This window comes from Pedobacter quisquiliarum, from assembly GCF_014642175.1.
In the GTDB taxonomy this organism is placed as follows: domain Bacteria; phylum Bacteroidota; class Bacteroidia; order Sphingobacteriales; family Sphingobacteriaceae; genus Pedobacter; species Pedobacter quisquiliarum.
Genome location: NZ_BMIL01000005.1, coordinates 161,528 through 186,595 on the forward strand (window position 1 = coordinate 161,528; position 25,068 = coordinate 186,595).

General features: G+C 45.5%; 21 protein-coding genes. 16 read left to right on the top strand and 5 right to left on the bottom strand.

The window, feature by feature from the left end; translation table 11 throughout:
- The first annotated feature begins 10 nt into the window (after positions 1–10).
- Together IEW69_RS08925 and IEW69_RS08930 are read left to right on the top strand one after the other, a co-directional pair.
- Entirely contained in the window at positions 11–1,552 is a 1,542-nt protein-coding gene (locus IEW69_RS08925; protein ID WP_188626498.1) for an FAD-dependent oxidoreductase, read from the top strand.
- A gap of 15 nt (positions 1,553–1,567) precedes the next feature.
- Positions 1,568–2,725 carry a zinc-dependent alcohol dehydrogenase gene (locus tag IEW69_RS08930; protein ID WP_188626499.1) on the top strand — a complete coding sequence of 386 codons (1,158 nt, stop codon included), beginning with the start codon at positions 1,568–1,570 and terminating at the stop codon, positions 2,723–2,725.
- Positions 2,726–2,799: 74 nt separating this feature from the next.
- Here IEW69_RS08930 and IEW69_RS08935 read toward each other — a convergent pair whose 3' ends face one another.
- The gene (locus tag IEW69_RS08935) at positions 2,800–3,594 is read right to left on the bottom strand and encodes an SDR family NAD(P)-dependent oxidoreductase (protein ID WP_188626500.1); all 795 of its coding nucleotides are present in this window, start codon (positions 3,592–3,594) and stop codon (positions 2,800–2,802) included.
- A 104-nt stretch (positions 3,595–3,698) separates the two neighbouring features.
- On the opposite strand from IEW69_RS08935, the gene IEW69_RS08940 reads away from it, so the two are divergent.
- Entirely contained in the window at positions 3,699–4,592 is an 894-nt protein-coding gene (locus IEW69_RS08940) for an SDR family oxidoreductase (RefSeq protein ID WP_188626501.1), read from the top strand.
- Positions 4,592–6,730 (top strand): glycogen debranching protein GlgX, encoded by a 2,139-nt coding sequence (glgX, locus tag IEW69_RS08945; protein WP_188626502.1) that lies wholly within the window; start codon positions 4,592–4,594, stop codon positions 6,728–6,730. The genes IEW69_RS08940 and glgX overlap by 1 nt, the downstream gene beginning before the upstream one ends.
- 71 nt (positions 6,731–6,801) lie before the next feature.
- Here the strand turns inward: glgX and IEW69_RS08950 are convergent, their stop codons facing one another.
- The 3 genes from IEW69_RS08950 to IEW69_RS08960 form a co-directional block, all read right to left on the bottom strand.
- Entirely contained in the window at positions 6,802–7,293 is a 492-nt protein-coding gene (locus tag IEW69_RS08950; RefSeq protein WP_188626503.1) for a hypothetical protein, read from the bottom strand.
- Positions 7,294–7,304: 11 nt separating this feature from the next.
- Positions 7,305–8,459, bottom strand: a complete 1,155-nt coding sequence (locus tag IEW69_RS08955) for a zinc-dependent alcohol dehydrogenase (RefSeq protein WP_188626504.1) — start codon at positions 8,457–8,459, stop codon at positions 7,305–7,307.
- A 156-nt stretch (positions 8,460–8,615) separates the two neighbouring features.
- Positions 8,616–10,001: a PAS domain-containing protein gene (locus IEW69_RS08960; RefSeq protein ID WP_188626505.1), complete on the bottom strand. Its 1,386-nt coding sequence runs from the start codon at positions 9,999–10,001 to the stop codon at positions 8,616–8,618.
- Positions 10,002–10,076: 75 nt separating this feature from the next.
- Here IEW69_RS08960 and gmd point away from each other — a divergent pair, with 75 nt between their 5' ends.
- From gmd to IEW69_RS08980, 4 genes are all read left to right on the top strand, one after another.
- Positions 10,077–11,213 carry a GDP-mannose 4,6-dehydratase gene (gene gmd / locus IEW69_RS08965; protein WP_188626506.1) on the top strand — a complete coding sequence of 379 codons (1,137 nt, stop codon included), beginning with the start codon at positions 10,077–10,079 and terminating at the stop codon, positions 11,211–11,213.
- Positions 11,214–11,277: 64 nt separating this feature from the next.
- A complete protein-coding gene (gene glf / locus IEW69_RS08970) occupies positions 11,278–12,402 on the top strand; it encodes a UDP-galactopyranose mutase (protein WP_188626507.1) in 1,125 nt (374 codons plus the stop codon).
- 119 nt (positions 12,403–12,521) lie between these two features.
- Complete coding sequence (locus tag IEW69_RS08975; protein WP_188626508.1) at positions 12,522–13,697, top strand: MraY family glycosyltransferase; 1,176 nt, start codon at positions 12,522–12,524, stop codon at positions 13,695–13,697.
- A gap of 74 nt (positions 13,698–13,771) precedes the next feature.
- On the top strand, positions 13,772–14,500 hold the full coding sequence (locus tag IEW69_RS08980; protein WP_188626509.1) for a tyrosine-protein phosphatase: 729 nt from the start codon (positions 13,772–13,774) through the stop codon (positions 14,498–14,500).
- 47 nt (positions 14,501–14,547) lie between these two features.
- On the opposite strand, the gene IEW69_RS08985 is transcribed toward IEW69_RS08980, so the two are convergent.
- Positions 14,548–15,471, bottom strand: coding sequence for a glycosyltransferase family 2 protein (locus tag IEW69_RS08985; RefSeq protein WP_188626510.1), 924 nt, complete (start codon positions 15,469–15,471; stop codon positions 14,548–14,550).
- A 348-nt stretch (positions 15,472–15,819) separates the two neighbouring features.
- Here IEW69_RS08985 and IEW69_RS08990 point away from each other — a divergent pair, with 348 nt between their 5' ends.
- From IEW69_RS08990 to IEW69_RS09025, 8 genes are all read left to right on the top strand, one after another.
- On the top strand, positions 15,820–16,626 hold the full coding sequence (locus IEW69_RS08990; protein ID WP_229663569.1) for a polysaccharide biosynthesis/export family protein: 807 nt from the start codon (positions 15,820–15,822) through the stop codon (positions 16,624–16,626).
- A 66-nt stretch (positions 16,627–16,692) separates the two neighbouring features.
- On the top strand, positions 16,693–19,050 hold the full coding sequence (locus IEW69_RS08995) for a GumC family protein (protein ID WP_188626511.1): 2,358 nt from the start codon (positions 16,693–16,695) through the stop codon (positions 19,048–19,050).
- 4 nt (positions 19,051–19,054) lie between these two features.
- On the top strand, positions 19,055–19,942 hold the full coding sequence (locus IEW69_RS09000) for a glycosyltransferase family 2 protein (protein ID WP_188626512.1): 888 nt from the start codon (positions 19,055–19,057) through the stop codon (positions 19,940–19,942).
- The gene (locus IEW69_RS09005) at positions 19,939–20,382 is read left to right on the top strand and encodes a glycosyltransferase family protein (protein ID WP_188626513.1); all 444 of its coding nucleotides are present in this window, start codon (positions 19,939–19,941) and stop codon (positions 20,380–20,382) included. The genes IEW69_RS09000 and IEW69_RS09005 overlap by 4 nt, the downstream gene beginning before the upstream one ends.
- 50 nt (positions 20,383–20,432) lie before the next feature.
- Positions 20,433–20,867: a glycosyltransferase gene (locus IEW69_RS09010; RefSeq protein WP_229663570.1), complete on the top strand. Its 435-nt coding sequence runs from the start codon at positions 20,433–20,435 to the stop codon at positions 20,865–20,867.
- 100 nt (positions 20,868–20,967) lie between these two features.
- Entirely contained in the window at positions 20,968–22,068 is a 1,101-nt protein-coding gene (locus IEW69_RS09015) for a hypothetical protein (protein ID WP_188626515.1), read from the top strand.
- Positions 22,069–22,074: 6 nt separating this feature from the next.
- A complete protein-coding gene (locus tag IEW69_RS09020; protein ID WP_188626516.1) occupies positions 22,075–23,877 on the top strand; it encodes an ABC transporter ATP-binding protein in 1,803 nt (600 codons plus the stop codon).
- Positions 23,878–23,892: 15 nt separating this feature from the next.
- Complete coding sequence (locus IEW69_RS09025) at positions 23,893–25,068, top strand: glycosyltransferase (RefSeq protein ID WP_188626517.1); 1,176 nt, start codon at positions 23,893–23,895, stop codon at positions 25,066–25,068.

Here is a 25,068-nt window from a genome sequence, read left to right on the forward strand (position 1 = left end):
AATACAACCTATGAACCAGGCGAACCTCAACCCAAGAGATAGTAAAACGGTAAGTCCATGGCAATTGCAGCCAGGGCTTAATCAGCAGCAAGAAGTTGTTTATTCAGGAACCATATATGATGTTGTCATCATTGGCGGTGGCATAGCCGGGCTCACAACCGCGCTAATGCTGCAGGAACAAGGCAACCAGTGCATCATCCTTGAGGGCCACAATCTCGGCTTCGGGACTACCGGGGGAACCACGGCGCACATCAATACTTTTTTTGATACCGACTACCATCAGGTGGAACAGGATTTTGGTGCAGATGGCGCGAAGACACTCGCCAACTCGGCAAAAGAATCCATTGCCATTGTGCAAAGTCTTATCGAAAAGTACCAGATTGAATGTGATTTCGCATTGAAAGATGGTGTGATCTATTCAGAAACGGAACAAGAGACCAAGTCCCTCCTTAAACTGCTGGAAGCCTCAAGAAGGGCTGGCGTTGAGGCGGTGGAAGTTCGGGAGAATGGCATTCCGGTACCATTTGAATTTGCGGTGAACTTCAATGATCAGGCGGAGTTTCATCCGATGAAATACTGCATAGGCCTTGCGAAGGCCTTTCAGTCATTAGGGGGTACCATCGTTGAAAATGCTTTTGTACGAAAAACCACCAGCGAAGAAGACCTGCAGATTGCGCACACAGATCGCTTTGAAATTAAAGGCAAAAACCTGGTGTATGCGACACATATGCCTCCGGGCTTGACTGTTTTCGATGTAGAATGCTTTCCTTACCGTAGTTATGTGATTGGCGTGAAGCTTAAAAATGGCGACTATCCAAAGAACATGGCGTATGACATGAAGGACCCATATCATTATATCCGCACACATAACATAGCCGGGCAACCTTACCTGATACTCGGAGGTGAAGATCATAAAACTGCACACGAAAACCCTGAGGCAGCATTTGAGGCGCTGGAAGCGTATGCAAGGCAATACTATTATGTGGAAAGTGTTGACTATCGCTGGTCGGCACAGTACTATGTTCCAGCAGATGGGCTACCATTTATCGGCAAGATGCCGGGCAGTAATGATCACACTTTTGTGGCCACAGGATTTAGCGGTAACGGCATGATCCTGGGTACGATCACTGGAAAAGTGTTGCGGGATGCCATTCTTGGACAGGCCAACGAATACCTGGAACTCTTCAGCCCATCAAGGCTGAAACCTGTAGCGGGCTTCAAAGATTTTGTAGCCGAGAAAGTGGACGTGGGCTATCATTTTATTGCTGACCGTTTCAATACAGCAGATATGGAATCTTTCGCAGAACTGGCTCCGGACAGCGGGGAGGTGGTGAATTTCAAAGGTCAGAAAATTGCGGTCTATAAAGATCCGCAAGGTCAGATCACGGCGTTAAGTCCGACCTGTACCCATGCAGGCTGTATTGTCAAGTTCAATGCAGTTGAAAAAAGCTGGGACTGCCCTTGTCATGGCGGGCGCTATGACCTGAAAGGCCAGGTAATTACGGGTCCGCCGGTACTAAATTTAAAACAAATCAACAATCCAGGCGAATAGCCATAAACCTACACTATGAAAGCAGCAGTATTTCACAAACCAGGCGATATCAGCTACGATACCGTTCCCGATCCCCGCATTGAAGAAGGCGGAGATGTTATTCTCCGGGTCACTTCAACCGCAATATGTGGTTCCGATTTACACATTTTAAGTGGCGCCGTTCCGCAACCTACCGACATGATCATGGGTCATGAATTCATGGGGATTGTAGAGGAAGTAGGCCCCGCCGTTAAAAACCTGAAGAAGGGTGACCGCGTTATTGTACCCTTCCCGATTGCATGTGGTTCTTGTTTCTTCTGCAACCATGGCGCTTCGCCACATTGTGAAAACTCCAACTACAAACATTATGGTCCTAACGGCGATCTGGCAGACCAAAAAGGTGCGGCGCTGTTCGGGTACACCGACCTTTATGGTGGCTACTCCGGCGGTCAGGCAGAATACGTCCGGGTACCCTATGCAGACATCAGTCCGAGAAAAATACCAGACAACATTACCGATGAACAAGCTTTGTTTCTGACTGACATTTTCCCTACAGGCTGGTCGGCTATAGACTGGGCGCAGCTTAAAGGTGGGGAAGTGGTTGCGATTTTCGGTTCCGGTCCGGTTGGATTAATGGCGCAGAAAGCAGCATGGATCAATGGTGCAAGTCGCGTGATTGCGATTGATCCCTTAGATTACCGACTGGAGCGAGCCAAGGCGGTGAACAAAGTGGATACGCTAAACCCGCACAAAGTAGATGTGGTGGAAGCCATCCGTGAAATGACTGGCGGCCGTGGTGCAGATGTGTGTGTAGATGCTGTTGGTTTTGAACCGGAGCGTAACATCCTGGACAAGATGAAATCTACGATCAACTTTCAGAAAGGTAGCATTAAAGTCATGGAAGCTTGCTTTAAAGCCGTCCGCAGAAGTGGTACCGTTTCTATTGTTGGCGTTTACGGTAGTCCGTACGACAACTTCCCGGTACACCGTATGTTTGATAAAGGTATTACCATCAAGCAGGGACAGGCGCCGGTATTAAATTATATTGATCATCTTATCGACCTGGTTACACAGGAGAAAGTTGTTCTTGATGACATCATTAGCCACAATCTACCATTAAGTGATGTGGCACATGCTTACAAGATCTTTGATGAAAAACAAGACGATTGCGTGAAAGTGATCCTGAAGCCATAATCAGGCTGATGCGTTAAAAAGAAGGCGGCTAACATTTTGTGTTAGCCGCCTTCTTCTATTGTAAGTATGTGCTGTTAATCTTTCTTTTCTTCAAACTGTTTTCTTGCCATGGCAGCTTGTGCCTGATCAGGCAATACATTGCCCATGGTAACCATTGCTTTTGCTGGTAATCCATAAATCAGGCGGTTTTCACCTTTCATCAGGGCGTCGTAGCCTGCCTTCGCTACATCCGCAGGACTGTCTTTTTCACCCTGGCCGGCAACGGTATCTTCCGCATTTGCATTGATGAAGAAACCCGTGTCTGTTGCATTTGGCGCAAGTAAGGTCATGGTTACCTTCGTATCCTTAATCTCATTGATGATTGCTTCTGTGAAGGAACGGACAAAAGCCTTTGATGCCGCATACACCGAAAGCAATGGGTTGGGGCTGAAACTTGCGACAGAGCCTAACTGCAGAATGCGCCCTTCATTTCTGGCCACCATCTCCTTCAGGTAATAATGTGTAAGACTAACCAGACTGATGACGTTGGTATGGACCACTTCCAGATTCTTCTTTAGATCCGTTTCGATAAAAGGGCCTGCTTCTCCAATTCCGGCGTTATTGACAAGCACATCAATCTGTAATCCCAGGGCTTTAACTTCTTCATATAGTTCATCAGCAGCGCCGTCGCGGCTCAGATCCTTTTCAATGTAGTGAAACTTACCCTGTGGGTAAAGCATTGCAAATTCTTCTTCTATGCTGCCGTGGCGCTCTGGCGTACGGGCAACCATGATGATGTTATAGTTGTCTTTAGCGAACAATTTGGCCAGTTCATAGCCAATGCCTTTTGTTGCACCGGTAATCAGCGCAGTCTTATTGTTAGTTTCCATAGGTTCAGGTTTAGCAGATTAACAGAATAGAAATCAGTAAGTTTTAAATAATGTTTCAAACATTGAATACGCTGCATTGTTAAAATTTAACCTAATCATCAACCATGGAAAACAATAACATAAACTTAAATCCAAGCGATAAATATCCTAAACCACCGTTCCCAAAGCAGGAACAGGCGGTACCTGGCCAGGAGAAACTCATGCAGCCACTGGCAGATCACGGTGAGACATCTTACAAAGGACACGGCCGTTTGAAGGGCAAAAAAGCCATCATCACTGGTGGCGATTCCGGAATCGGAAAGGCCGTTGCCATCGCGTTTGCGCGTGAGGGTGCGGATGTGCTGATCAGCTATCTGGATGAAGCTGAAGATGAGGATGCAGAACACACTGCGGAGCTGGTGCGCGCTGCAGGTCAGAAAGCGGTGATCGTGCGGGGAGATATCCGCGAAGAGGCGCATTGCATGAGCATTATCAAACATGCTGTTCAGGAGTTTGGTCAAATTGATATTCTGGTGAACAATGCCGCTTATCAGATGGCACAACAGTCATTACAGGAGATCCCTGCTGAACAATGGCGCCGGACATTCGATACCAACATTACCGCGATGTTCTATATGTGTAAGGCTGCAGAGCCCTACATGAAACCGGGTAGCAACATCATCAACACCACATCCATCAACGCCTACAATCCGAATGCTTCACTGCTGGATTATGCGGCAACCAAGGGTGCCATACAAAACTTCACGGCCAACCTGAGCCAGATGCTACTTGAAGCGGGTAAAGGCATTCGTGTGAACGCCGTGGCGCCAGGTCCGATCTGGACGCCACTGATTCCTTCCACCATGCCGGAACCGGAGAAATTCGGTGAGAACACCCCAATGGGCAGACCAGGGCAGCCGGTAGAAGTTGCGTATGCTTATGTGTTCCTGGCTGCCGATGAGGCGAGTTATATATCAGGTGCAACAATCCCGGTGACAGGAGGTAGAATATCGATATAATGGAAAAGGTAACGATTTACCCAGGGCAACCTTATCCATTAGGCGCCACCTGGGATGGGAACGGTGTAAACTTTGCATTGTACTCAGAAAATGCGACAGCAGTAGAAATCTGCTTATTTGATAATGAAGATGACGGGGAGGAATCAATCCGGGAATTTCTTCCGGAGCATTCACATCAGGTCTGGCATGGCTATATTCCGGGTATTAAACCAACACAGCTGTATGGCTATCGTGTACATGGGCCGTACGAGCCGGAAAATGGACATCGCTTTAACCCGCACAAGTTGTTGATTGACCCTTACGCAAAAGCGATTTCAGGGGTCATTAACTGGCATCATTCCTTGTTTGGCTATGATTTCAATGCGGAAGATAAGGATCTGAGCTATAGCGACGGCAATGGTGCAGCATATATTCCCAAAGCTGTGGTCATAGATCCGGGGTACGACTGGGAAGGTGATAAACTTCCAAGGACCAGTTATCACAATTCCATTATCTATGAGCTTCATGTTAAAGGTTTTACCATGCGCCACCCGGGTATTCCGGAGGAGATACGTGGAACTTACGCTGCTTTGGGGCATAAGGTGACAATACAGTACCTGAAGGATTTGGGTGTTACTGCCGTAGAGCTTATGCCGGTGCATCAGTTTGTTAATGATCATCACCTTCAGGAAAAAGGGTTGAGCAACTTTTGGGGTTATAACACCATCGGCTTTTTTGCGCCCGATGTACGTTATGGATCCAATGCTTATCGTGGTGCGCATGTCCAGGAATTTAAGGACATGGTAAAAGCCTTGCACAAGGCGGGCATAGAAGTTATCCTCGATGTTGTTTACAACCACACGGCAGAGGGGAACGAATTGGGCCCTACCTTGTCCTTTAAAGGCATTGATAACACCACCTACTATCGGCTGGTTGAAGATAACAAGCGATACTACATGGATTATACGGGTACCGGCAATACCCTCAACGCGAATCTACCTGCCGTACTGAAGCTGATGATGGATAGTCTGCGTTACTGGGTGCTGGACATGCATGTGGATGGCTTCCGCTTTGACCTTGCACCAACCCTTGCCCGGGAGCTTCATGAAGTAGACCGTCTGAGTGCATTTTTTGATATCATACACCAGGATCCTGTCATTTCACAAGTTAAGCTGATTGCTGAACCATGGGACATCGGAGAAGGTGGCTACCAGGTGGGTAACTTTCCACCGGGATGGGCGGAGTGGAACGGTAAATACCGCGACTGTATCCGCGATTACTGGCGGGGTTCCGACAGTATGCTGGGTGAGTTCGCACAAAGGTTTACCGGAAGTCCGGACTTGTACCAGGATGACAACCGTCGTCCGACGGCAAGCATCAACTTCCTGACCGCACATGATGGATTTACGCTCCATGACCTGGTGTCCTACAATGAAAAACATAATGAGGCCAATGGGGAAAACAATCAGGATGGTGAAGATCACAACCGCTCCTGGAATTGTGGTGTAGAAGGGCCGACGGACGATCAGGGCGTAATTGAGCTGCGGAATAAACAGAAGCGGAACTTTCTGGCCACGTTGTTCCTTTCACAAGGGGTGCCGATGCTGGTTGCGGGTGATGAGCTTGGCAAAACGCAGCAGGGTAATAACAATGCTTATTGTCAGGACAATGAGATCTCCTGGATTGACTGGGAAAATGTAGATCAGGAACTCCTGGCTTATACCCGAAAGATAATCAACATAACGAAAAGCCATCCCTCATTCCGCCGCCGGCGCTGGTTCCAGGGACAACCGATAAAGGGCTCCAGTTTACATGATATTGCCTGGTTCCTTCCGGAAGGTGGCTTAATGGAAGATCATAATTGGATGGAGGATTACGCCAAGTCATTGGGCGTGTTCTTGAATGGTATGGGTCTCCATAGTGTAGGACTTAAAGGGGAAAAGATCATTGACTATAGTTTTTACGTGATCTTTAATGCCTACCATGATAATCTCGACTTCCATTTACCGGGGCCGGATTATGGCGATCAATGGATCCAGGTGTTGAACACCGCCGCCGGCTGGAATGAATCGAAAGAGGTTTTTGCAGCTTCTTCGGTCATTAATGTTTCCGGACGATCCATTATGTTGCTGCGTACAAAAGATAAGAAAGCGATATAGTAACAAAGCATTAGATTTAATGCATAAAAAAAGTCGCTGGTTATCAGCGACTTTTTTTATGTTCCATTAGTTTAGCGTTTCTTGCTTTTGCCTTTAAGGATGGCATAGGCGATTGAAGTGACGGCAACTGTTACCAGTATGCGTTTTGCTAATCCTTTTGGATTATGTTTAAGTTCCGCTTTCATACCTCTCTCTGCGAATATATTTGGAATGTGTCCGCGTTTAAGGTCGTCCACAATTCCTTCAACCACGTTAACTCGGTCGGCTAGAAGCAAAGGCAGCCAGTGCATATATTGATTTTCACTGAACTGAAATGCATACCTGCGGATGGCACCACTCAGCCCCGAAGGTGGGGTAGAGGTTCCAAAAACTGCAGTGATGTTTGGTCGCTCGGTGGAATGCAGCACTTCAATGTTTACCGGCTGCAAAGGCGGACGGTCCCAGTTCAGACGCTTATGGTCATCACCGGTATACTTTTTCATCGGGTAGGTGGGTTCGTTTTTTGGATCTGCATCGATACCCCAGCCTTTGATGTGTGTATAATCGTTATTTAAGTTTTCCATAATTGTTGTGTTTATCTTCTTGCAGATGGTGGAATGAGAACAGTCTTAATGCAATTATCCAGTTTAGAAGAGAAGATGTGGTAAGCATCCGCAACTTCTTCCAGAGGAACCCTATGGGTAATCATTGCCTTTGGATCTAGTCGGCCGGCCTCAATGTGCTCGATCAACCTTGGCAACAGTCTTTTTACGGATGCCTGGTTTGCGCGGATGGTGATACCCTTATTTACAACGTTTCCGATTGGAACAAGGTTGTCTGTAGGGCCGTAAACACCAACGATGGATACGATACCGCCTTTTTTCACGGAGTTGATTGCCCAATGCAGTGCAGTAGCAGAACCAGCCTGCAGCAGCAATTTCTTGCCCGTAATGGTTTGCATGGCATCACCAGATGCATCTGCACCAACGGCATCTATACATACGTCGGCACCCAACCAGTCTGTTGTTTTCTTAACAAAGAGTACAGGATCTTCAATAGAACGGAAGTTATAAGCCTCGCAGTTTGCATAGTTTTTAACGAACTCTAGTCGGTATTCGACATGGTCAAAAACAATCACACGTGCTGCTCCAAAGAGCCATGCACATTTTGCGGCCATAATTCCGACAGGACCTGCACCGAAAACAACCACCGTATCGCCGGCTTTAATGCCGCCCATTTCTGCAGCCTGGTAGCCTGTAGGTACAACATCGGTAAGTAGCACGGCATTATCATGATCCATGCCTGGAGGAATTACTGTTGGACCCACATCTGCATAAGGGACACGCACAAACTCAGCCTGACCACCATCGTAGCCGCCCGCAGTATGTGAATAGCCGAATATACCGCCTACAGCAGTAGCTTGTGGGTTAGATTCATGGCAGTTTCCGTAAAGTTCCTGCTTACAAAAAGCACAGGTGCCGCAGGCAATATTAAATGGCACGATAACACTATCGCCCACTTTCAGTTTTTCTACTGATGGTCCTATTTCTTCAACAACACCAATAAACTCATGGCCGAAAGTCATGCCTACACGGGTATCCGGAACAAGTCCGTGATAAAGGTGCAAATCAGAACCACAGATGCAAGAGCGTGTTACGCGGATGATGGCATCATTAGGATGAAGGATTTCAGGCATTGGTTTCTGGTCTGCACGAACGCGGCGTGGACCGCGGTAATTCATTGCTAACATAAAGTTCCTCCTTGTTTTTTAGGTAAATGTTTTAAATGAACATTTAACGGAGGTGACTTGTTCAGAATTTTCCGAATATTCTTTGTTTAAATTCGGACAACTGTCTGTATTACAATATGAAATTTAGCTTTTCATGCCTGGTGCTTTGTGGCCTGCCTATTCTGTTTTCTTTATAATGGCCTTTATGGCTACATCCAGCTCGGATGCAGAAGCTGCGAGATAGCTGACCATTTCCGCCAGTCGGGGATCCATGGATTCTGCGGCAAGCAGTTCGGAGAGTGCTATAATGCGGGCAAGCGGTGCACGTACGTGGTGCGACTGCGCCCAGGCAATTTCTTTAAGCTGTTCATTTTGCTGTTCAATCCGGAGTAACCTTTCCTTTGCTGCGGTGATGTCTCGAATCGTGTCAACAGACCGGATCGCACGTCCTTTATTATCCCTTAGATACAATCCTCGATGCTGCACAAGCAGTACTTCGCGGTTTGCCTTCAGAAAGCGGTACTCGCTGTAGTAGATTTCCCTTTTTGGATCATCGATCATCTCTTTAACCTCCTGCAGCACGCGCTGGCGATCCTCCGGATGGATGTTGTCTGACCATAGTGTGTTGTTATAGTTTGTAAGGTCGTAACCAAATATTTCGGAAAAGCCAGAACCCCATACTACCACATCATTCACAATGTCCCAATCGCAAATGGCCTCATCGGCTGCTTTCAACACCAGTTTATAGCGTTCATTGCTGAGCTGGAGTTCCTCATTAATCAATATGGATTCGGTAACATCCATGGAGTTAAAGACGATACCACCTACAGCAGGATCATCACTTAAATCTGCAAGAATGGCTTTAATCCATCGCCATTTACCATTGCCGTCGAGCAGGCGAAAGGGATCCAGTGAAATCCGCTTGGCTTGTTGTAACTGCGCGACACCGGTTCTGATCATTTCCTGATCTTCCGGCCGCACATAATCATAAACATTACTGTTCAGGAAGGTGTCAGGACTAATATTTAGAATTGAAGTACAGCTGTCGCTGACAAAGATGTAGTTCAGGTTATGGTCTACAATGGCGATCATGTCGGAGCCTTCCTGCACCAAAGCTTTCCACCGTGCTTTACTTTTCAGCAGCTCCTCCCTCGAGTTTTCCAACTCACGTTGCGCTTGAATGATGCCGGTAATGTCGTTTACCAAGACGATCTCAGCAGCTATGCCATTATAGGTATATAGGTTGCTTTGAATCTGAACATCTATGATCTCGCCATTCTTCTTTAAGTGACGGTAAACTTTCCGGGTGTGTTCTGGCCGTACGGCTCTGACCACATCAAGTGCATGTTCTAAAATTAAGAGGTCCTCCGCTGGTCGGATATCCCGGAGTGTCATGGACAGGAATTCTTCCCTTGAATAACCATAATGTACGGTTGCAGCCGCATTTACATCCAGAAATTGCAAAGTTTGGATATCATATATCCAACTGGGTTGCGGACTTATTTTAAACAGGCTTAAGTCGGGATGATCTCGTTGCTGATGTTCAGTAATTTCAGGGCTCATAAAGAGGTTAGCGGTATATACAAAGGCAAAGTAATAAAAATTGAGTTTATTTGTCTTCCTTAACCTATTATCAACATGAAAACGGCATTAATTACAGGTGTTACCGGCCAGGATGGTGCATATCTAGCAGAATTCCTGCTGAAAAAAGGCTATTTCGTTCATGGTCTTAAAAGAAGGTCGTCAATGTTCAATACGGATCGTATAGATCACCTGTATCAGGATCGGCATGAGCATAAGATAAACTTTAAGCTCCATTTTGGAGACATGACCGATTCAACCAACCTGATCCGGATCATTCAGGAGACGCAGCCAGATGAAATTTACAACCTTGCAGCGATGAGTCATGTCCAGGTGAGCTTTGAGATGCCGGAGTATACAGCCAATGCAGATGGTATCGGAATGCTACGCTTGCTTGAAGCGGTCCGGATTCTGGGACTGCAGCACAAGACACGCATTTACCAGGCTTCCACTTCAGAGCTTTACGGGCTGGTGCAGGCTGTTCCGCAAAGTGAAAGCACACCGTTCTACCCACGTTCGCCTTATGCCGTTGCCAAACTTTATGCTTACTGGATAACGGTAAACTACCGTGAAGCCTATGGCATGTATGCCTGTAATGGCATTTTGTTCAACCACGAAAGTCCGCTTCGGGGGGAAACCTTCGTTACGCGAAAGATCACCCGCGCTGCTGCTAAGATTGCGTTGGGTCTGCAAAGGTGCTTATATCTGGGCAACTTATCGGCACAGCGCGACTGGGGCCACGCTAAAGACTATATTGAGGCCATGTGGCTGATTTTGCAGCAGCAACAACCAGAAGATTATGTGATTGCTACGGGGATTACGACAACCGTGCGCGACTTTGTGCGGATGGCGTTCGCTGAGCTGGGCATTGAAATTGAATTTAGTGGAAAGGACCAGCATGAGCGCGGGGTAATCATTGATGTGGATTACGATCAGGTGCAGGCGCTGGGACTAAATCCAAAGCACCTGCACCCGGGCCAGGATGTTGTCCGCGTAGATGCCCGGTACTTCAGACCCACAGAAGTGGATCTGCTGTTAGGCGATCCCTCGAAAGCCAAAACACAACTCGGCTGGACGCCAAAATATGAGCTGCCGGAATTGGTTAAGGAGATGGTTCATGCGGACCTTACGCTCATGAAGAAGGATGAACACCTGAAAAGTGGCGGGTTTAATACGTTAAATTACTTTGAGTAGGCTTAAGCAAAACATTTTGAGGGCTTTATGGCTTTTCTAAAATATTAAGAAATAAACAGACGATATGGAAAAAGAATACGACTATTTAATTGTGGGTGCTGGACTTTATGGGGCAATATTCGCGCATGAAGCAACAAAAAGAGGTAAGAAATGTCTGGTAATTGATAAACGTGATCATATCGGTGGTAATATTTACACCAAATCTGTAGAGGGAATTAATGTACATACCTATGGTGCGCATATATTCCATACAAGCAATAAGAAAATCTGGGACTATGTAAATTCGTTTGTAGAATTCAACCGATATACAAATTCGCCGGTCGCAAACTATAATGGTGAGCTGTATAACCTGCCGTTCAACATGAATACCTTTTACCAGCTTTGGAAGGTGAAAACACCGGAGGAGGCAAAAGCGAAACTGGAAGAGCAAATTGGTGATGCATTCGTGGAGAACCCACAGAACCTGGAAGAACAGGCCATGTCACTCGTTGGGAAAGACATCTACTTTAAGCTAATTAAGTCGTACACGGAGAAACAGTGGGGTAGAAAGGCAACAGAGCTGCCGGCTTTCATCATCAAGCGGCTGCCGGTTCGTTTCACTTTTGACAACAATTATTTCAACGATACCTATCAGGGCATTCCAAATGGTGGTTATACCAAGATTGTAGAGAAAATGCTTGAGGGCATTGAGGTAAGGACAAGCGTAGATTACTTTAAAGACCGCGAAATGCTGAAAAATTTAGCCAGCACGGTCGTGTATACGGGTATGATTGATGAGTTTTATGACTACCGTTTTGGTACACTGGAATACAGAAGCCTGCGTTTTGAGCATGAAACATTAGATAAAGAGAATTATCAGGGTAATGCTGTGGTGAACTTTACCGATGGTGAGACCCCATTTACCCGAATTATTGAGCATAAACATTTTGAGTTTGGTACACAGGAGAAGACGGTGATCACCAGGGAATATCCTTCAGAGTGGAAAAAAGGGGATGAACCTTACTATCCGGTGAATGACGCCAGAAATGAAGAGATGTTTAAGCAGTATAAAGAGCTATCCCGATCTGAGGAAAACGTGATTTTCGGTGGTCGGCTTGCGGACTACAAATACTATGACATGCACCACGTGGTGGGTATCGCATTGAAGAAAGTAGCAGAGGTATTCAAAGAGGAGGCGCTTGTAGGTTAACGCGTTTATCTAAGGACACCAGGTCGATATACAATTTAGAAAAGCACCTTTCCGGTTCAATAGTATGCAGGTTGCATGGCTTAATAGTTGCGTTTTTTGTATACATAATTTTAAATCTAATGCAGGTTTTACTGGTGTTCCTCACAAGCTTGTCCTTCGTGGTCATTGCGCTGCCGCAAATCATTGCCATTGCTGTTAAGAAGAAGCTTTTCGACATTCCCCTGGAAAGTCGCAGGGTACATAAGCAGTTGGTTCCCCAGTTTGGCGGCATTGCATTGTTTCTTGCATTTCTATTTACTTACACCTTATTTATTCCTGCGGCCACGTTGTCGCAGGCTAATATCATCATCGCGGCCAGTCTGATTGTCTTTCTAACCGGGCTTAAAGACGATATTCTCGCAATTGCCCCCCTGGCCAAGTTTATACCGCAGGTTTTCAGTGCACTGTTGCTGATACTTGCCGGGGGCTTCCGCATCGATAACCTTCATGGGGTACTAGGAATTTACGAGCTGCCAGCGATTGCAGGTTTACTGCTTACTTTGGTGTTCGTGGTGGGTATTGTGAATGCATTTAACCTCATTGATGGTATAGACGGACTTGCAGGAACGATTGGTAGCATCTGCATGTTCATGTTTGCGCTGTTGTTCCATCAAGCCGAAGCACCCATGTGGTCGCTTATGGCGCTAAGCCTCGCCGCTGCGCTACTCGGATTTTTATACTACAACATTACACCGGCGAAAATTTTCATGGGAGATTGCGGTTCCTTGTTCCTGGGATTGATGGCTGCGGTATTTAGTATCCAATATTTGAACATTGGAGCTGCTGGGCCGCTTGCCGCAGGTGCTGCTGAGCCGCTTGCCTCAGGTGCTGCAAACGGCGGATGGCGGATTGCAATGGTGGCGGCAGTGCTAATGGTGCCGGTTTTTGATACGTTACGTGTTTTTGCGTTAAGGTTGCGGAAGGGCAGCTCGCCATTTACCGCCGATGACAATCATTTGCATCACCGATTGCTTGCAATGGGGTTAAACCACATTCGGGCAACCAGCATACTTTCCGGATGCACCATCCTGTTTATCACACTTAGCTGGAGCATGCGCGCCATGAACGTTAACCTGGTCCTGTTGACGCTAGTCCTTACTGCTTTGATTGGGAATGAGATACTCGCCTTTATTGCCCTGCGTTCCCGGCGAATTAACGCCCATGATGCACACGAAGCAGCGTCAAGCTCTGGCGCTTGCGAAGATCCGGAGGTGCATTCCAGCCCGCAATTCTTACAGAATGCCTCTGAAATCTAGTGCAATACCGGTCATGCTTGCACAGATGTGCGCAAATGTGTTAGATTTGCAAGCACAAAAGCTAAAAGACATAGATGTTCTCCTTCTTTAAAAGAAAACCTGTAGTAGACCATATTGAATGGCTCGGTGTAGATATTCACGCTCACCTGCTGCCTGGTATTGATGATGGTTCGCCGGATGTGGACACGTCCATTACCCTGATTACGGGATTGCAGGCACTTGGTTTTCATAAGTTCATCTGTACGCCACACATCTTTACCGAACTTTACCCGAATAACAAGCAAACGATTACAGCTGCATTAACGAATCTTAAAGCAGGACTCGCGGCGAAAGGGCTTGAAGCAGATTTGGCTGCTGCTGCAGAACATATGGTTGACGAAACCTTTGTGGTGGGGCCTGACTTGATGGCTTTTCCTGGAAAGTATATTCTCATTGAGATGTCTTACTTGTCTGAGCATCCAAACATAGAGCAGGTCATCTTTGATCTGCAATTACAAGGCTACTATGTAATCCTTGCACATCCGGAACGCTACACCTTTTACCACAACAACTATCCGCGCTTCAATCGCCTTAAAGATATGGGCGTATTGTTCCAGCTCAACCTGCTGTCGCTATCCGGATATTATGGTAAAGGGGTGAAGCAAGCTGCGGATTATCTGATTGCAAATCATATCTATGATGTGGCCGCCACGGATATGCACCATGAAAGGCACCTGAAAGTTTTGGATCAGATGGTCAGAAGTGGCAAGTTGTACCAGCTTGTGGGCAATTATGAATTTAGGAATAAGCAGCTTTTCGGTTAATACCGATTGGTGATGCTGATTTGAACTGCTTCCGAAGTTCTAAACGCTTAGCGCATAATGCCGCATTTGATCAGCAGTCTTTTAAAATCCATCTTACGTCTGAAGTAGTAACCATATAATTTCTTCTGTAAAGGAATGTCAAGATGCAGCTGACCTAATATTTCACGAACATCTTCCGGAGTGGTTCTGTAGTTATGTAGCAGTGTCTCATAGATAAACGTGTCTACATGTTTTGCTCTAGCTTCGGTAAGGAGGTTGTTGTCGGCCAAATACTTTTTGATCCGGTATCTTAAGTCTATTCTAGCATTCAGGATTTTTCGTCCTTTCACGCGGTCTTCCGTTCTGGAAACGGATTCAAGTGAACCAAAATGGATGATGGTTCTATAGGTATTGTCGAAAGCGACCTTAGGGCGAAGCTGCAGGATCCTAAACATCATATCATACTCCTGCGAGGCAATCAGGTTTTCATCCCAGCCATTTACTTTCATCAGAATCTCCCGCTTGAAAAGGTTGGAACTGGTGATGCCCATGTTGGAGAGAATTAATGCCGACCAGTCATCATCAGGGTAAATACTGCGGGGTACTTCAAAATAGTTACCATCACGATTGCTTACGCGGGTATATGGGCTTGTTACAATGCTTGCCTGTTGCGAAGTGCCCAATTCAATTTGGCCCGCTAATTTCTCCGGCAGAATCTCGTCATCTGCGTCAAGAAACTGGATCCATTCGCCTTTGGCGGCTTTCAGACCAGTATTTCTGGCTGCTGGTGCCCCTTTTTTGGTTTCGAAATATACCCGCACCCGATCCGGGTGTTGCGCCTGAAAAGCATCTAATACACCTTGTGTGCCATCTGTAGAATTGTTGTTCACCAAGATCAGCTCCCAATTGCTGTAGGTCTGCTTTAAAACACTATCCAGTGCTCTGTTGACGAAATTTTCACTGTTGTAACAAGGTATAATGATGGAAATCATGTATTTTCTCCTATTTTATTTAAAAAATCGCGTAAAACCGTGTAAAAATACGTTCCTGCGGGTATGTTTTACCAAAATCAGGGCCGAGTACCGGGCCTCAAACGCCTTAATTTGGTGGCTCAGCAAAAATAGATTAAATAGGACAGTTTAGTTTATACATATTTTCTCATAAAATTCACGTTCCATTTCCCATAAGACCTGTGTGCGCGCTCAAAGCAGTAAAAACAGCCTTTTATGGATTATCTTTGGATTAATTCTTGATATAAGGCGCATGTTCAGCAGCGGCTGCTTACATTATTTAACTAAAAGGCTAAAGTTTTAGAACCCTCGTAAAAAACTAATTAAAATATGGCACTTCCAATTAAGCGCAACCTAATCTTAAAAACCTTGTGCCTGAGCACAATCTTTATGATTTCTTCTTGTATAAGCAGGAAAAACGTTACTTACCTTGAAAATGTTTCTAGTGCGAAGCAATCTACGCTAGAGCAGGTAGCAACTTTCACAGAGCCCGTTATACAGGCGGATGATATTCTCGCAGTAAGTATTAATACGATCGACCCAAGCAGTGCAGCAGTCGTGAATCAAGCTGGTACGAACATTTCGGTGACTTCATCCTCTGGTTCAAACACTGGAAGAGAGCAGGTAAGTGGTTACCTTGTAGATAAAAGCGGTGAAATTGAATTGTCGCTGATTGGAAAAGTAAAGGTATCCGGATTAACCACCGCGCAGGCGAAAGAGTTGATTCGTGAGAAAGCCAGCCGTGACCTTAAAAATCCAAACGTTACTGTACGTTTTGCGAATTTCAAAGTATCTGTACTGGGTGAGGTTAACCGACCTACAGTTTATAGCCTGCCGAATGAGAAGGTATCCATCCTTGATGTACTCAGCTTAGCAGGTGACCTCACCATCTTCGGTAGAAGAGATAACATTATGGTAATACGTGATGTGAATGGTAAAAAGGAGTTCGGACGTTTGAATCTAAACAACACTGATATCTTCAAAAGCCCATACTACTTCTTAAAACAGAATGACGTAGTATATGTAGAGCCAAACGGTTCAAAAGTATTCCAGTTGAATAACTCAACTCGTACGCTTGCAACTTTAATTTTAAGTTTGGCTTCAACCATCGTGTTGATCTACACAAGATTAGATTAATAAAGCTTCAATACATCAGATCCTGTGAAGGATTAACATAATATATAAAATACACGATATCTAAATATGAGTTCAAAAAAAAATACCCAGGTCATGACGGAGTTCGAGGATGACTTTAGGTTGGAAAATCTCTTGCGTAAGTTCTGGGCCAAATGGTATTGGTTCCTGGCCTCCATCCTGGTATGTTTTGGTATAGCTTATTACATTGCGCAGAAACAAACGCCTTTGTATTTAGTCTCTGCAAAGGTTCAGATCAACGACCCAAAAAGAGGGGGGCAAACGGCAGAAACACAGTTGCTGGGTGAACTTGGTTCTATGGCTAGCGCTTCTGTTGCGAATGAATCAGAAATTCTGCAAACCCGTTACCTAATGGAGTCTGTTGCGACAGATCTGAAGTTAAATGTTACCTACTATGAAAAAGGTTCGTTGCGCAATGCCGAACTATATGCACCTCCATTCGTGGTTGACATCGTTGAGCCAATTGACACCATCCGCGGCCGTTCTTTAGAAGTGAGCTTTGCCGCTGAAGATAAAATCAGCATTAAGTCTGATGTCCTGGATACAACTGTCGCTTACAACAAGCCTTTCAAATTGGGTGGTGTTGGTACGGTTCAGATTCTTAAAGCTGAAAGTAAACCAGTAGAAAACACAACTTACGTTGTGGGCATCACTTCAATTGATAAAGTTGTTGAATCGCTCCAGGGGAGTTTCACCATCCTTCCAGGAACAGCTGCTTCTGTAATCAACATTACATTGAATCATCCCGTGCCTAAAAAAGGAGAGGATATCTTGAACCGTTTATTAAAGAACTATGTGGAGACCAATGTAAACGACCGTAACCGTCTTGCAGATAGCGCCTATGCCTTTATTCAGGCGAGGTTACAATATCTTGGTGGTGAACTAGGTAGTTTAGAGTCGAACATACAAGGCTTCAGACAGCGTAATAAAATTACAGAGATGTCTAAGCAGTCGAGTGAATTGATCAGCAACAGCTCGCAGTACCTGAATGAACTGGCAAAGGTAGAGACGCAGTTGAGCGTTCTATCCAGCCTGGAAGATTACATGCGTAAAAACGCGAAAGGTTCCAGTATTGTCCCAAGTTCATTGGTGGTATCTGATCCTTTGTTCTCGAATCTGGTTGAAAAGCACAATTCCCTGATTCTGGAGCGTGACAGACGTTTAATGAGCGTTACAGAAACCAACCCGATCATTGTAAACCTGAACCAGCAGATCGCAAGTACCAACAGCGACATGCTTGCAAGTTTAAACAGCAGTAAGAACTCGCTGGGCATTACCCGCAACCGATTAATGGCACAATTGCGTAATGTTGAAGGTCAGGTGCAGGAAGTACCGAAAAACGAGCGTAACTACCTTGATCTTGCAAGACAGCAAAAGATTAAAGAAGAGCTGTTTATTTTCTTAATGCAAAAAGGGGAGGAGACTGCTATTTCCAAAACTTACAACACACCGAATTCAACCAATATTGATCCACCAAAATCAGGCACTTCGCCGATCAGTCCGAATAAGATGATCTATTATGCTGCGGGCATCCTGATGGGCTTGCTGATACCAGCAGGATCTATCTATGGTCAATACCTGTTGAACTCTAAGATCGACACCAAGGCGGATATTGTTAAAAGAACTTCTGTTCCGGTTATCGCAGAAATCGGACACAGTGGAGATGTTAAGAACCTTATTGTGGGCAACATGACCCGTTCGGCAATTGCGGAACAGTTCAGGGCCTTACGGACAAACCTTAGTTTTTACATCAATAAACCTAAAGGCAACCTCATCCTGGTAACCTCTGGTTCTTCAGGAGAAGGAAAGTCATTCGCATCCATCAATCTTGGAAACGTACTTGCCTTATCCGGTAAGAAGGTGCTATTGATGGAACTTGATTTAAGAAAGCCAAGTTTGTCAACCAAGTTTGGAATTGATAATCAATTTGGTTTTACAAACTTCGTGAATGACACTAAGGTGCTTGCGAAAGATGTAATCAGACCGTTGTCAGTTCATGAAAACATGTACATCATCAGTTCTGGTGATGTCCCAACCAACCCGGCAGAGATGCTGTTAAGCAGCAGAGCTGGTGAATTAATTGAAGAGCTACGCTCGATGTTTGATTTCATCATCATTGATGCGCCACCAGTTGGGGTTGTAACGGACGCACAGTTGTTGGGCGAGTACGCCGACTTCTGCTTGTACGTGGTAAGACACAACTATACAGAAAAAGCGCAGCTGGAGATTGTTGAAGACCTGAATGCAAACAACAGAATGAAACAGTTGGGTATTCTGGTTAACGACATCAAAACCGGAAACGGAAACAGCTATGGCTACGGTTACGGCTACAACTACGGAAGCTATGGCCATGAAGATGGTCGTGGTGTAAGAAGAAAGTTTAACTCCCTGTTTAAAAAATCTTAATCATATGCAGCTTATAATTGTAACGCCTTTTAAAAATGAAGCCAATTCAATTTTAAAAACAATGGACTCCATTGTAAGGCAAACATTGCATCCGGTTAAATGGCTTCTTATCGATGATGGTTCTGATGATGAATCACCGAAGATGGTCCAGGATTACCAGGCGAAATATCCTTTTATCCACTACCACAGGCGTGAGGGTGCTTCCGCACAACGTGCTACCGGTAATAATGTGGTGGATGTTTTTAATGCCGGATTAAAAGTTGCGGAGCAACTTGGACTACAATGGGATGTTGTAGGAAAGCTAGATGCGGATCTGGTAATCGACCGTGATGATTATCTGGAGTTTTTGATGGCCAAGTTCGAGCAATTTCCGAAGCTGGGAATCGCAAGCGGCGTGATCTACACGAAAGAAGCAAACGGTAAAAAGGTCTATGAATCACCTTACAGGTGGCACACGCAAGGGCAGACCAAGTTTTACAGACGTGCTGCACTGGAAGCAATGGGTGGCCTTAAGCCATTCAAAGGCTGGGACGGTATAGACAACATCCTTGCACGTGGCAAGGGATACATCACGGAGAAGTTCTTTGAACAAGAGATTCTGCACCTGTATCCTACACAAACTAGAATGGCCGAGGGCGGGTTCAAAAAAGGACTTAAGCGCGAGGCTACAGAATATCGCAACATGGGTTATCCTTTCTACATGTACTTCTTCAAAACGCTGAAGCTGATCAAAGAAAGGGGCATATATCCTGGCGTGCTGTATTTCTACTACGGCCTTCAGGCAACATTAACGACAAAGCCCCTGGTGGATAGCCAGGAACAAGCTGTCATCAAGGCTTTTATCTCTCAACGATGGAAAAATAATTTCGTATACACAGGAGATATAAAATGAAAGTACTTGCTGTAGCTTCAAAAGGCGGTCACTGGGTAGAGCTGCTAAGGCTACTACCCGCTTTTTCTGGCATGGAAGTGGTGTACGTGTCGACAGATTCCAATTTGTCTGCCACGGTTGAAGGGTCAAAGTTCTATAGTGTTCCGGATGCAAACCGCTGGAATAAATATAAACTCATCCGGATCTTCATACAACTCTTCGATATTGTACGTCGGGAAAAGCCAAACTTTGTGATCTCCACTGGAGCAGCACCTGGATTGATGGCGCTAATGGCAGCAAAGATATTAGGCATAAAAACAATATGGATCGACACCATCGCCAGTGCAGAGAAACTATCCCTAAGTGGTAGAATTGCATTGAAGTTTGTTGATCGTTTATACACACAATGGCCGGACTTGTCCGGGCCTAAAATAATTTACGCTGGTAATATATTATTATGATTTTTGTAACAACAGGTACACAGGCTCCATTTAACCGACTTGTAAAAGTTATGGATGCATTAGCAGCTGAACTTGGCGGTGAAGAAGTTATTGTTCAGGCATCAGGTGTAAATTTTGAAACCAAAAACATCAAACTTGTTGGTTTCATCCACCCACTCGAATACAGCCGTATTATCAACGAAGCACGACTGATCATCAGTCATGCAGGCATGGGCTCCATTGTATCTGCCCTGACTAAAGGCAAGCCAATCATCGTCATTCCACGTAAAGCCGAATTGGGCGAACACCGTGACAATCACCAGGTCGACAGTGCGCGTAAAATGGAAGCACTGGGTTATGTCCCGGTGGCCTATGATGAAGTGCAGCTGAAGTCAAAGATCATCAAAATGCTGCTGCAGGATGAGGTGCCGGAAGAGGCGTCCATCGGCGAATATGCATCCAGCACCCTGGTGAATTCAATACGTGGTTTTATGTTAAGTAGTTAGGAAATCAGTGATATATAGGCAAGTTAAAAACTTAAAATCTTTATTCTTTCAAAATTTCTTTGTTGCAACACTCGTAATTCTAGGATGTATATCAACAGGATTGCTGCTTACTAAACACCAGGCAGACTTCTCCGTTTACGTCCTGGAAGCTACATTCATGATTTATGCGGCACTGGGTTTTTGGTGGAGTAAAAAGAATCCGGCCATCCCGGTGATCATCGCCATACGGTGGTCCAGCTTCCTCTATATATTTTTCTCCTACATTTATGCAGTAGGCTGGCAGGGCGCTAACGTGCTGGATTTCCTGCTCATATACAAATGCTTCGTTTATCTGTTCTTCCTGACCTTCCTGGTCGGAAAGCAGTTCATGTCATTCGTGACCACGAACAGAGCATTGGTCATCATTTTCAGTCTATTCTTTCTTAAATACCTCTTTGCCATTGTTATAAGGGGCCATCCGAGGCCGATCTTGTACATGGAGAACAACTTTGAGCTGATGTTCGTGTATGCCCTCTATCTGATCCGCTATATGGTAACGAAGGAAAAATATTTGTATTGGCTGGCATTTGCAGGTCTAATTACCATCCTGTCGCTATCCAGGTCATCCTTGCTGATGTACAGCGTACTCGTGCTGTTTGTCATTTATGATTCCTTTAAGAAAACCAGGGTATTTATTATTCCGGGGGCATTAATGGTCTTAGGCATTGCGGTGTACATGATTTTCAGTGCCCGATCTGACAGTATCGAAGATGTGGATAGGTACCGGTTTATGTTGGTTTGGTGGTCGCAGGTAAAAGACTGGGACTTATTCAGCTGGCTATTTGGGTCTCCAAGGATCAGCAGGCTTAGCAGTGGCGCCTGCAGCTATATGAATTACTTCAAGATGATGTTCAGTAGATCTGGGGATGGTACCTGCTACTCGGTGGTATTGCACTCCTTTTTACTGCGTATCATTTATGACCACGGTATCCTCGGACTTGTATTTGTCATATTTGCAGTTTACCAGTGTCTGGTTAAAAGTGGCATTCGCAGGGATGTTATCCTGGTTTTTATCACCATTGTCATCATTAACGGTCTCTCCGTATCATCTTTCAACAATTTATTTTTCGCGATAAGTATGGTATTTCTCATGACAACAAATATCACCTTTCCCGAAGACGTGGAAGATGACGAACATAATAACGTTAATATAACAGCATAGGAATAGATGGAGTCGACCAGTATTAAGCACAATTTTTTAGGGTATTTTAATTTCTTTTACAAAGTCCTTGGGATCAAGTTTGTGATCACATTGATGTTGAGCGTGGGGGTCAGCTTCCTGGATGGTATTGGTCTGGCGATGTTTATCCCGCTGCTGCAATCCATGAGCGAAACCGGCCAGCCAAGTGCCGACCAGTCGCAGTCCATGGGAAAGCTGAGCTTCCTCACCGAAATGTTCGAAAAGTTTAGCATTCCTTTGAATATCTATTCTGTGCTAACCATGCTGGTGGTGCTGTTTGTGGCCAAAGGTATGCTCAAATTTGTAGAGCTATATTGCCAGGTTGGCTTAAAACAAACTTTCATCCGTACCATCCGTTTCGGCTTAACAGATGATTTACAGAACTTATCATACAAAGGTTTCCTGAACCAGAACGCTGGTAAAATCCAGAACGTGATTACCTCGGAGGTGCAGAAACTACAGTCTTCACTTACGCATTACCTGAATTCAACCAGTTCTGTCGGCATGTTACTGACCTATGTTGCCATGGCTTTCATGGCCAACTGGCAGTTCGCCATCCTGGTGGCGGTTGGTGCAATGGTCATGAACCTGTTCTTCAGCCGCATGGTGCGGAGTGTGAAAACAGCATCCTTCAAGATATCCTCCAAAGGCGATATCTTTACCGCTTACCTGATTGAGGCCGTACATTATTTCAAATACCTGAAAGCAACAAATCAGTTCGCCGGGTTTACCCGCAAGCTGAAGAAAGTCATTAACCAGACGGAAGGTTTGAACCGCAAGGTGGGACACTACCAGGCGATCACGGCGAGTATCCGTGAACCTATCGTGATGATTATCGTGGTACTGGTTATTGTAATTCAGATCCGCTTCTTAGGTGGTAACCTGGGTTCCATCATGTTGAGTTTGTTGCTGTTCTACCGCGCATTGTCCTTCCTGATGAACTTCCAGAATTCATGGCAGAACTTCATTCAGAATGTTGGTGCCATCGAATCGGTATCCAAGCTGAAAGCAGAAATGAAATCAAATCGCGAGGTGCAGAAAGACCGTGAGTTCGGTGGACTTAAGAACAGTCTAGATATCCACAACCTGACTTTTAAATATGGCGATCATACCGTGATCAACGATGTAACCATGCATATTCCAAAGAACCAAACGATAGCCTTTGTGGGTGAGAGTGGTTCCGGAAAGACAACCCTGGCCAACATCATCACCGGAATTCTGGAGCCCAATGGCGGTTACATCTCCTTAGATGGCGTTAAAGTAACCGAATACAATATGGATAGCTTTAGAAGCACCATCGGTTACATCTCACAGGAACCTGTGATCTTTAAGGATGACGTGTTTAACAACGTGACTTTCTGGTCGGAGCGTACGCCAGAAAACATCGCCCGCTTCTGGGAAGTTATTGAATTAGCATCACTGACAGATTTCATCGAGAAGATGCCTGAGAAGGAATCCACAAGTCTGGGTGATAAAGGGATGTTAATCTCCGGTGGACAGAAACAGCGGATATCCATCGCCAGAGAGTTATTTAAGAAATCTGAAATCCTGATTCTGGATGAGGCTACCTCGGCCCTGGATTCAGAAACAGAACTTTACATTCAGCGTAACATCGAAAAACTACAAGGAAATTATACCCTCATTATCATAGCACACAGACTGTCGACCATCAAAAAGGCAGACCAGATCTATATGCTTGAAAATGGTAAAATCAACAGCCACGGTACTTTTGATGAACTGACGGAATTATCGCCGAAGTTCAAGAGAATGGTTTCGCTACAGCAGATTTAATACAGAGTACACTTTATGAAAGTAACACATTTATGTCGTACGTTCTCAAAGCTGCCGGAAACCTTCATTTACGATGTCATTACCGATCTCGAGCAAACCCGAGTTGATCAGACGAAGGTCGAGAATGAGGTGCTGACCTTCAAGCGGCTGAATCCTAAAGACCGCCCGTTTGAAAAGGTGCAATTGCTGGAGCCAGGCGCGGGCATGCGCTTTAAAGCCGCGATAAAAAAGGGCTTAAGCCGCATCGGTCTGGGTCGCTTCGATGCTTCGGAGACGCTGCATGCCCAGCGGCAGGAACTGCTCTACAACTACCTGCAGCAGAACCGGCCTGACGTTATTCATGCACATTTTGGCCTTCAAGGCTACCTGATTGCGAGTGTGGCATTACGATTAAATATCCCTTTCATCGTATCCTTCCATGGCTATGATGTTTTTCGCTTACCAAAATCGCCAATCTGGTACAGTCGTTACCAAGAAATCTTCGCTGCGGCAAGTGCCGTTACAGCGGTTTCCAAGTACATGATGGAACACCTGAAAACACTGGGCTGCCCGGCGACTAAGCTGCGACTGATCCATGTGGGGAAGAGTATGGATGAATACAAGTACCGACAGGACATCCATACGCCGATCCGGAACTTCATTTCCGTAGGGCGACTGGCAGAAAAGAAGGGTTTTCTGGACTGCCTGGCTGCATTTAAGCTGTTGCTGAAACATTACCCGGACCTTAAGCTTAAGATCGTGGGCACCGGAGAACTGGAACCAGAGATCCGGACCATGCTTGATGCGGAAGACCTTCATAATAATATTACGCTGCTGGGTGCTTTGCCGCACCAGAAAGTAAAAGAAGCTTTGCAAGCGGCAGATGCGTTCATCCTTTGCAGCAAAACCGGAGCGGACGGCGACATGGAAGGCATTCCAACGGTACTGATGGAAGCGCAAGCGATGGGCCTGCCATGCATCTCTACCCTGCACTCCGGCATTCCGGAGGTTTTTCCGGAAGTCTCAAAGCAACTGCTGGCAAAAGAGGGAGACCCGATCGATATTGCCGCAAAAGTTAAAATCCTGCTGGACATGCCGGCAGATACTCTTGAAGAAATCCGGCTGGAAGGCCGAAAGCTGGTCGAAGAAGCATTCAACCTGAAAATAGAAACGGCGAAGCTCATTCGCTTAATGCAAACCTTTATAAAGTAA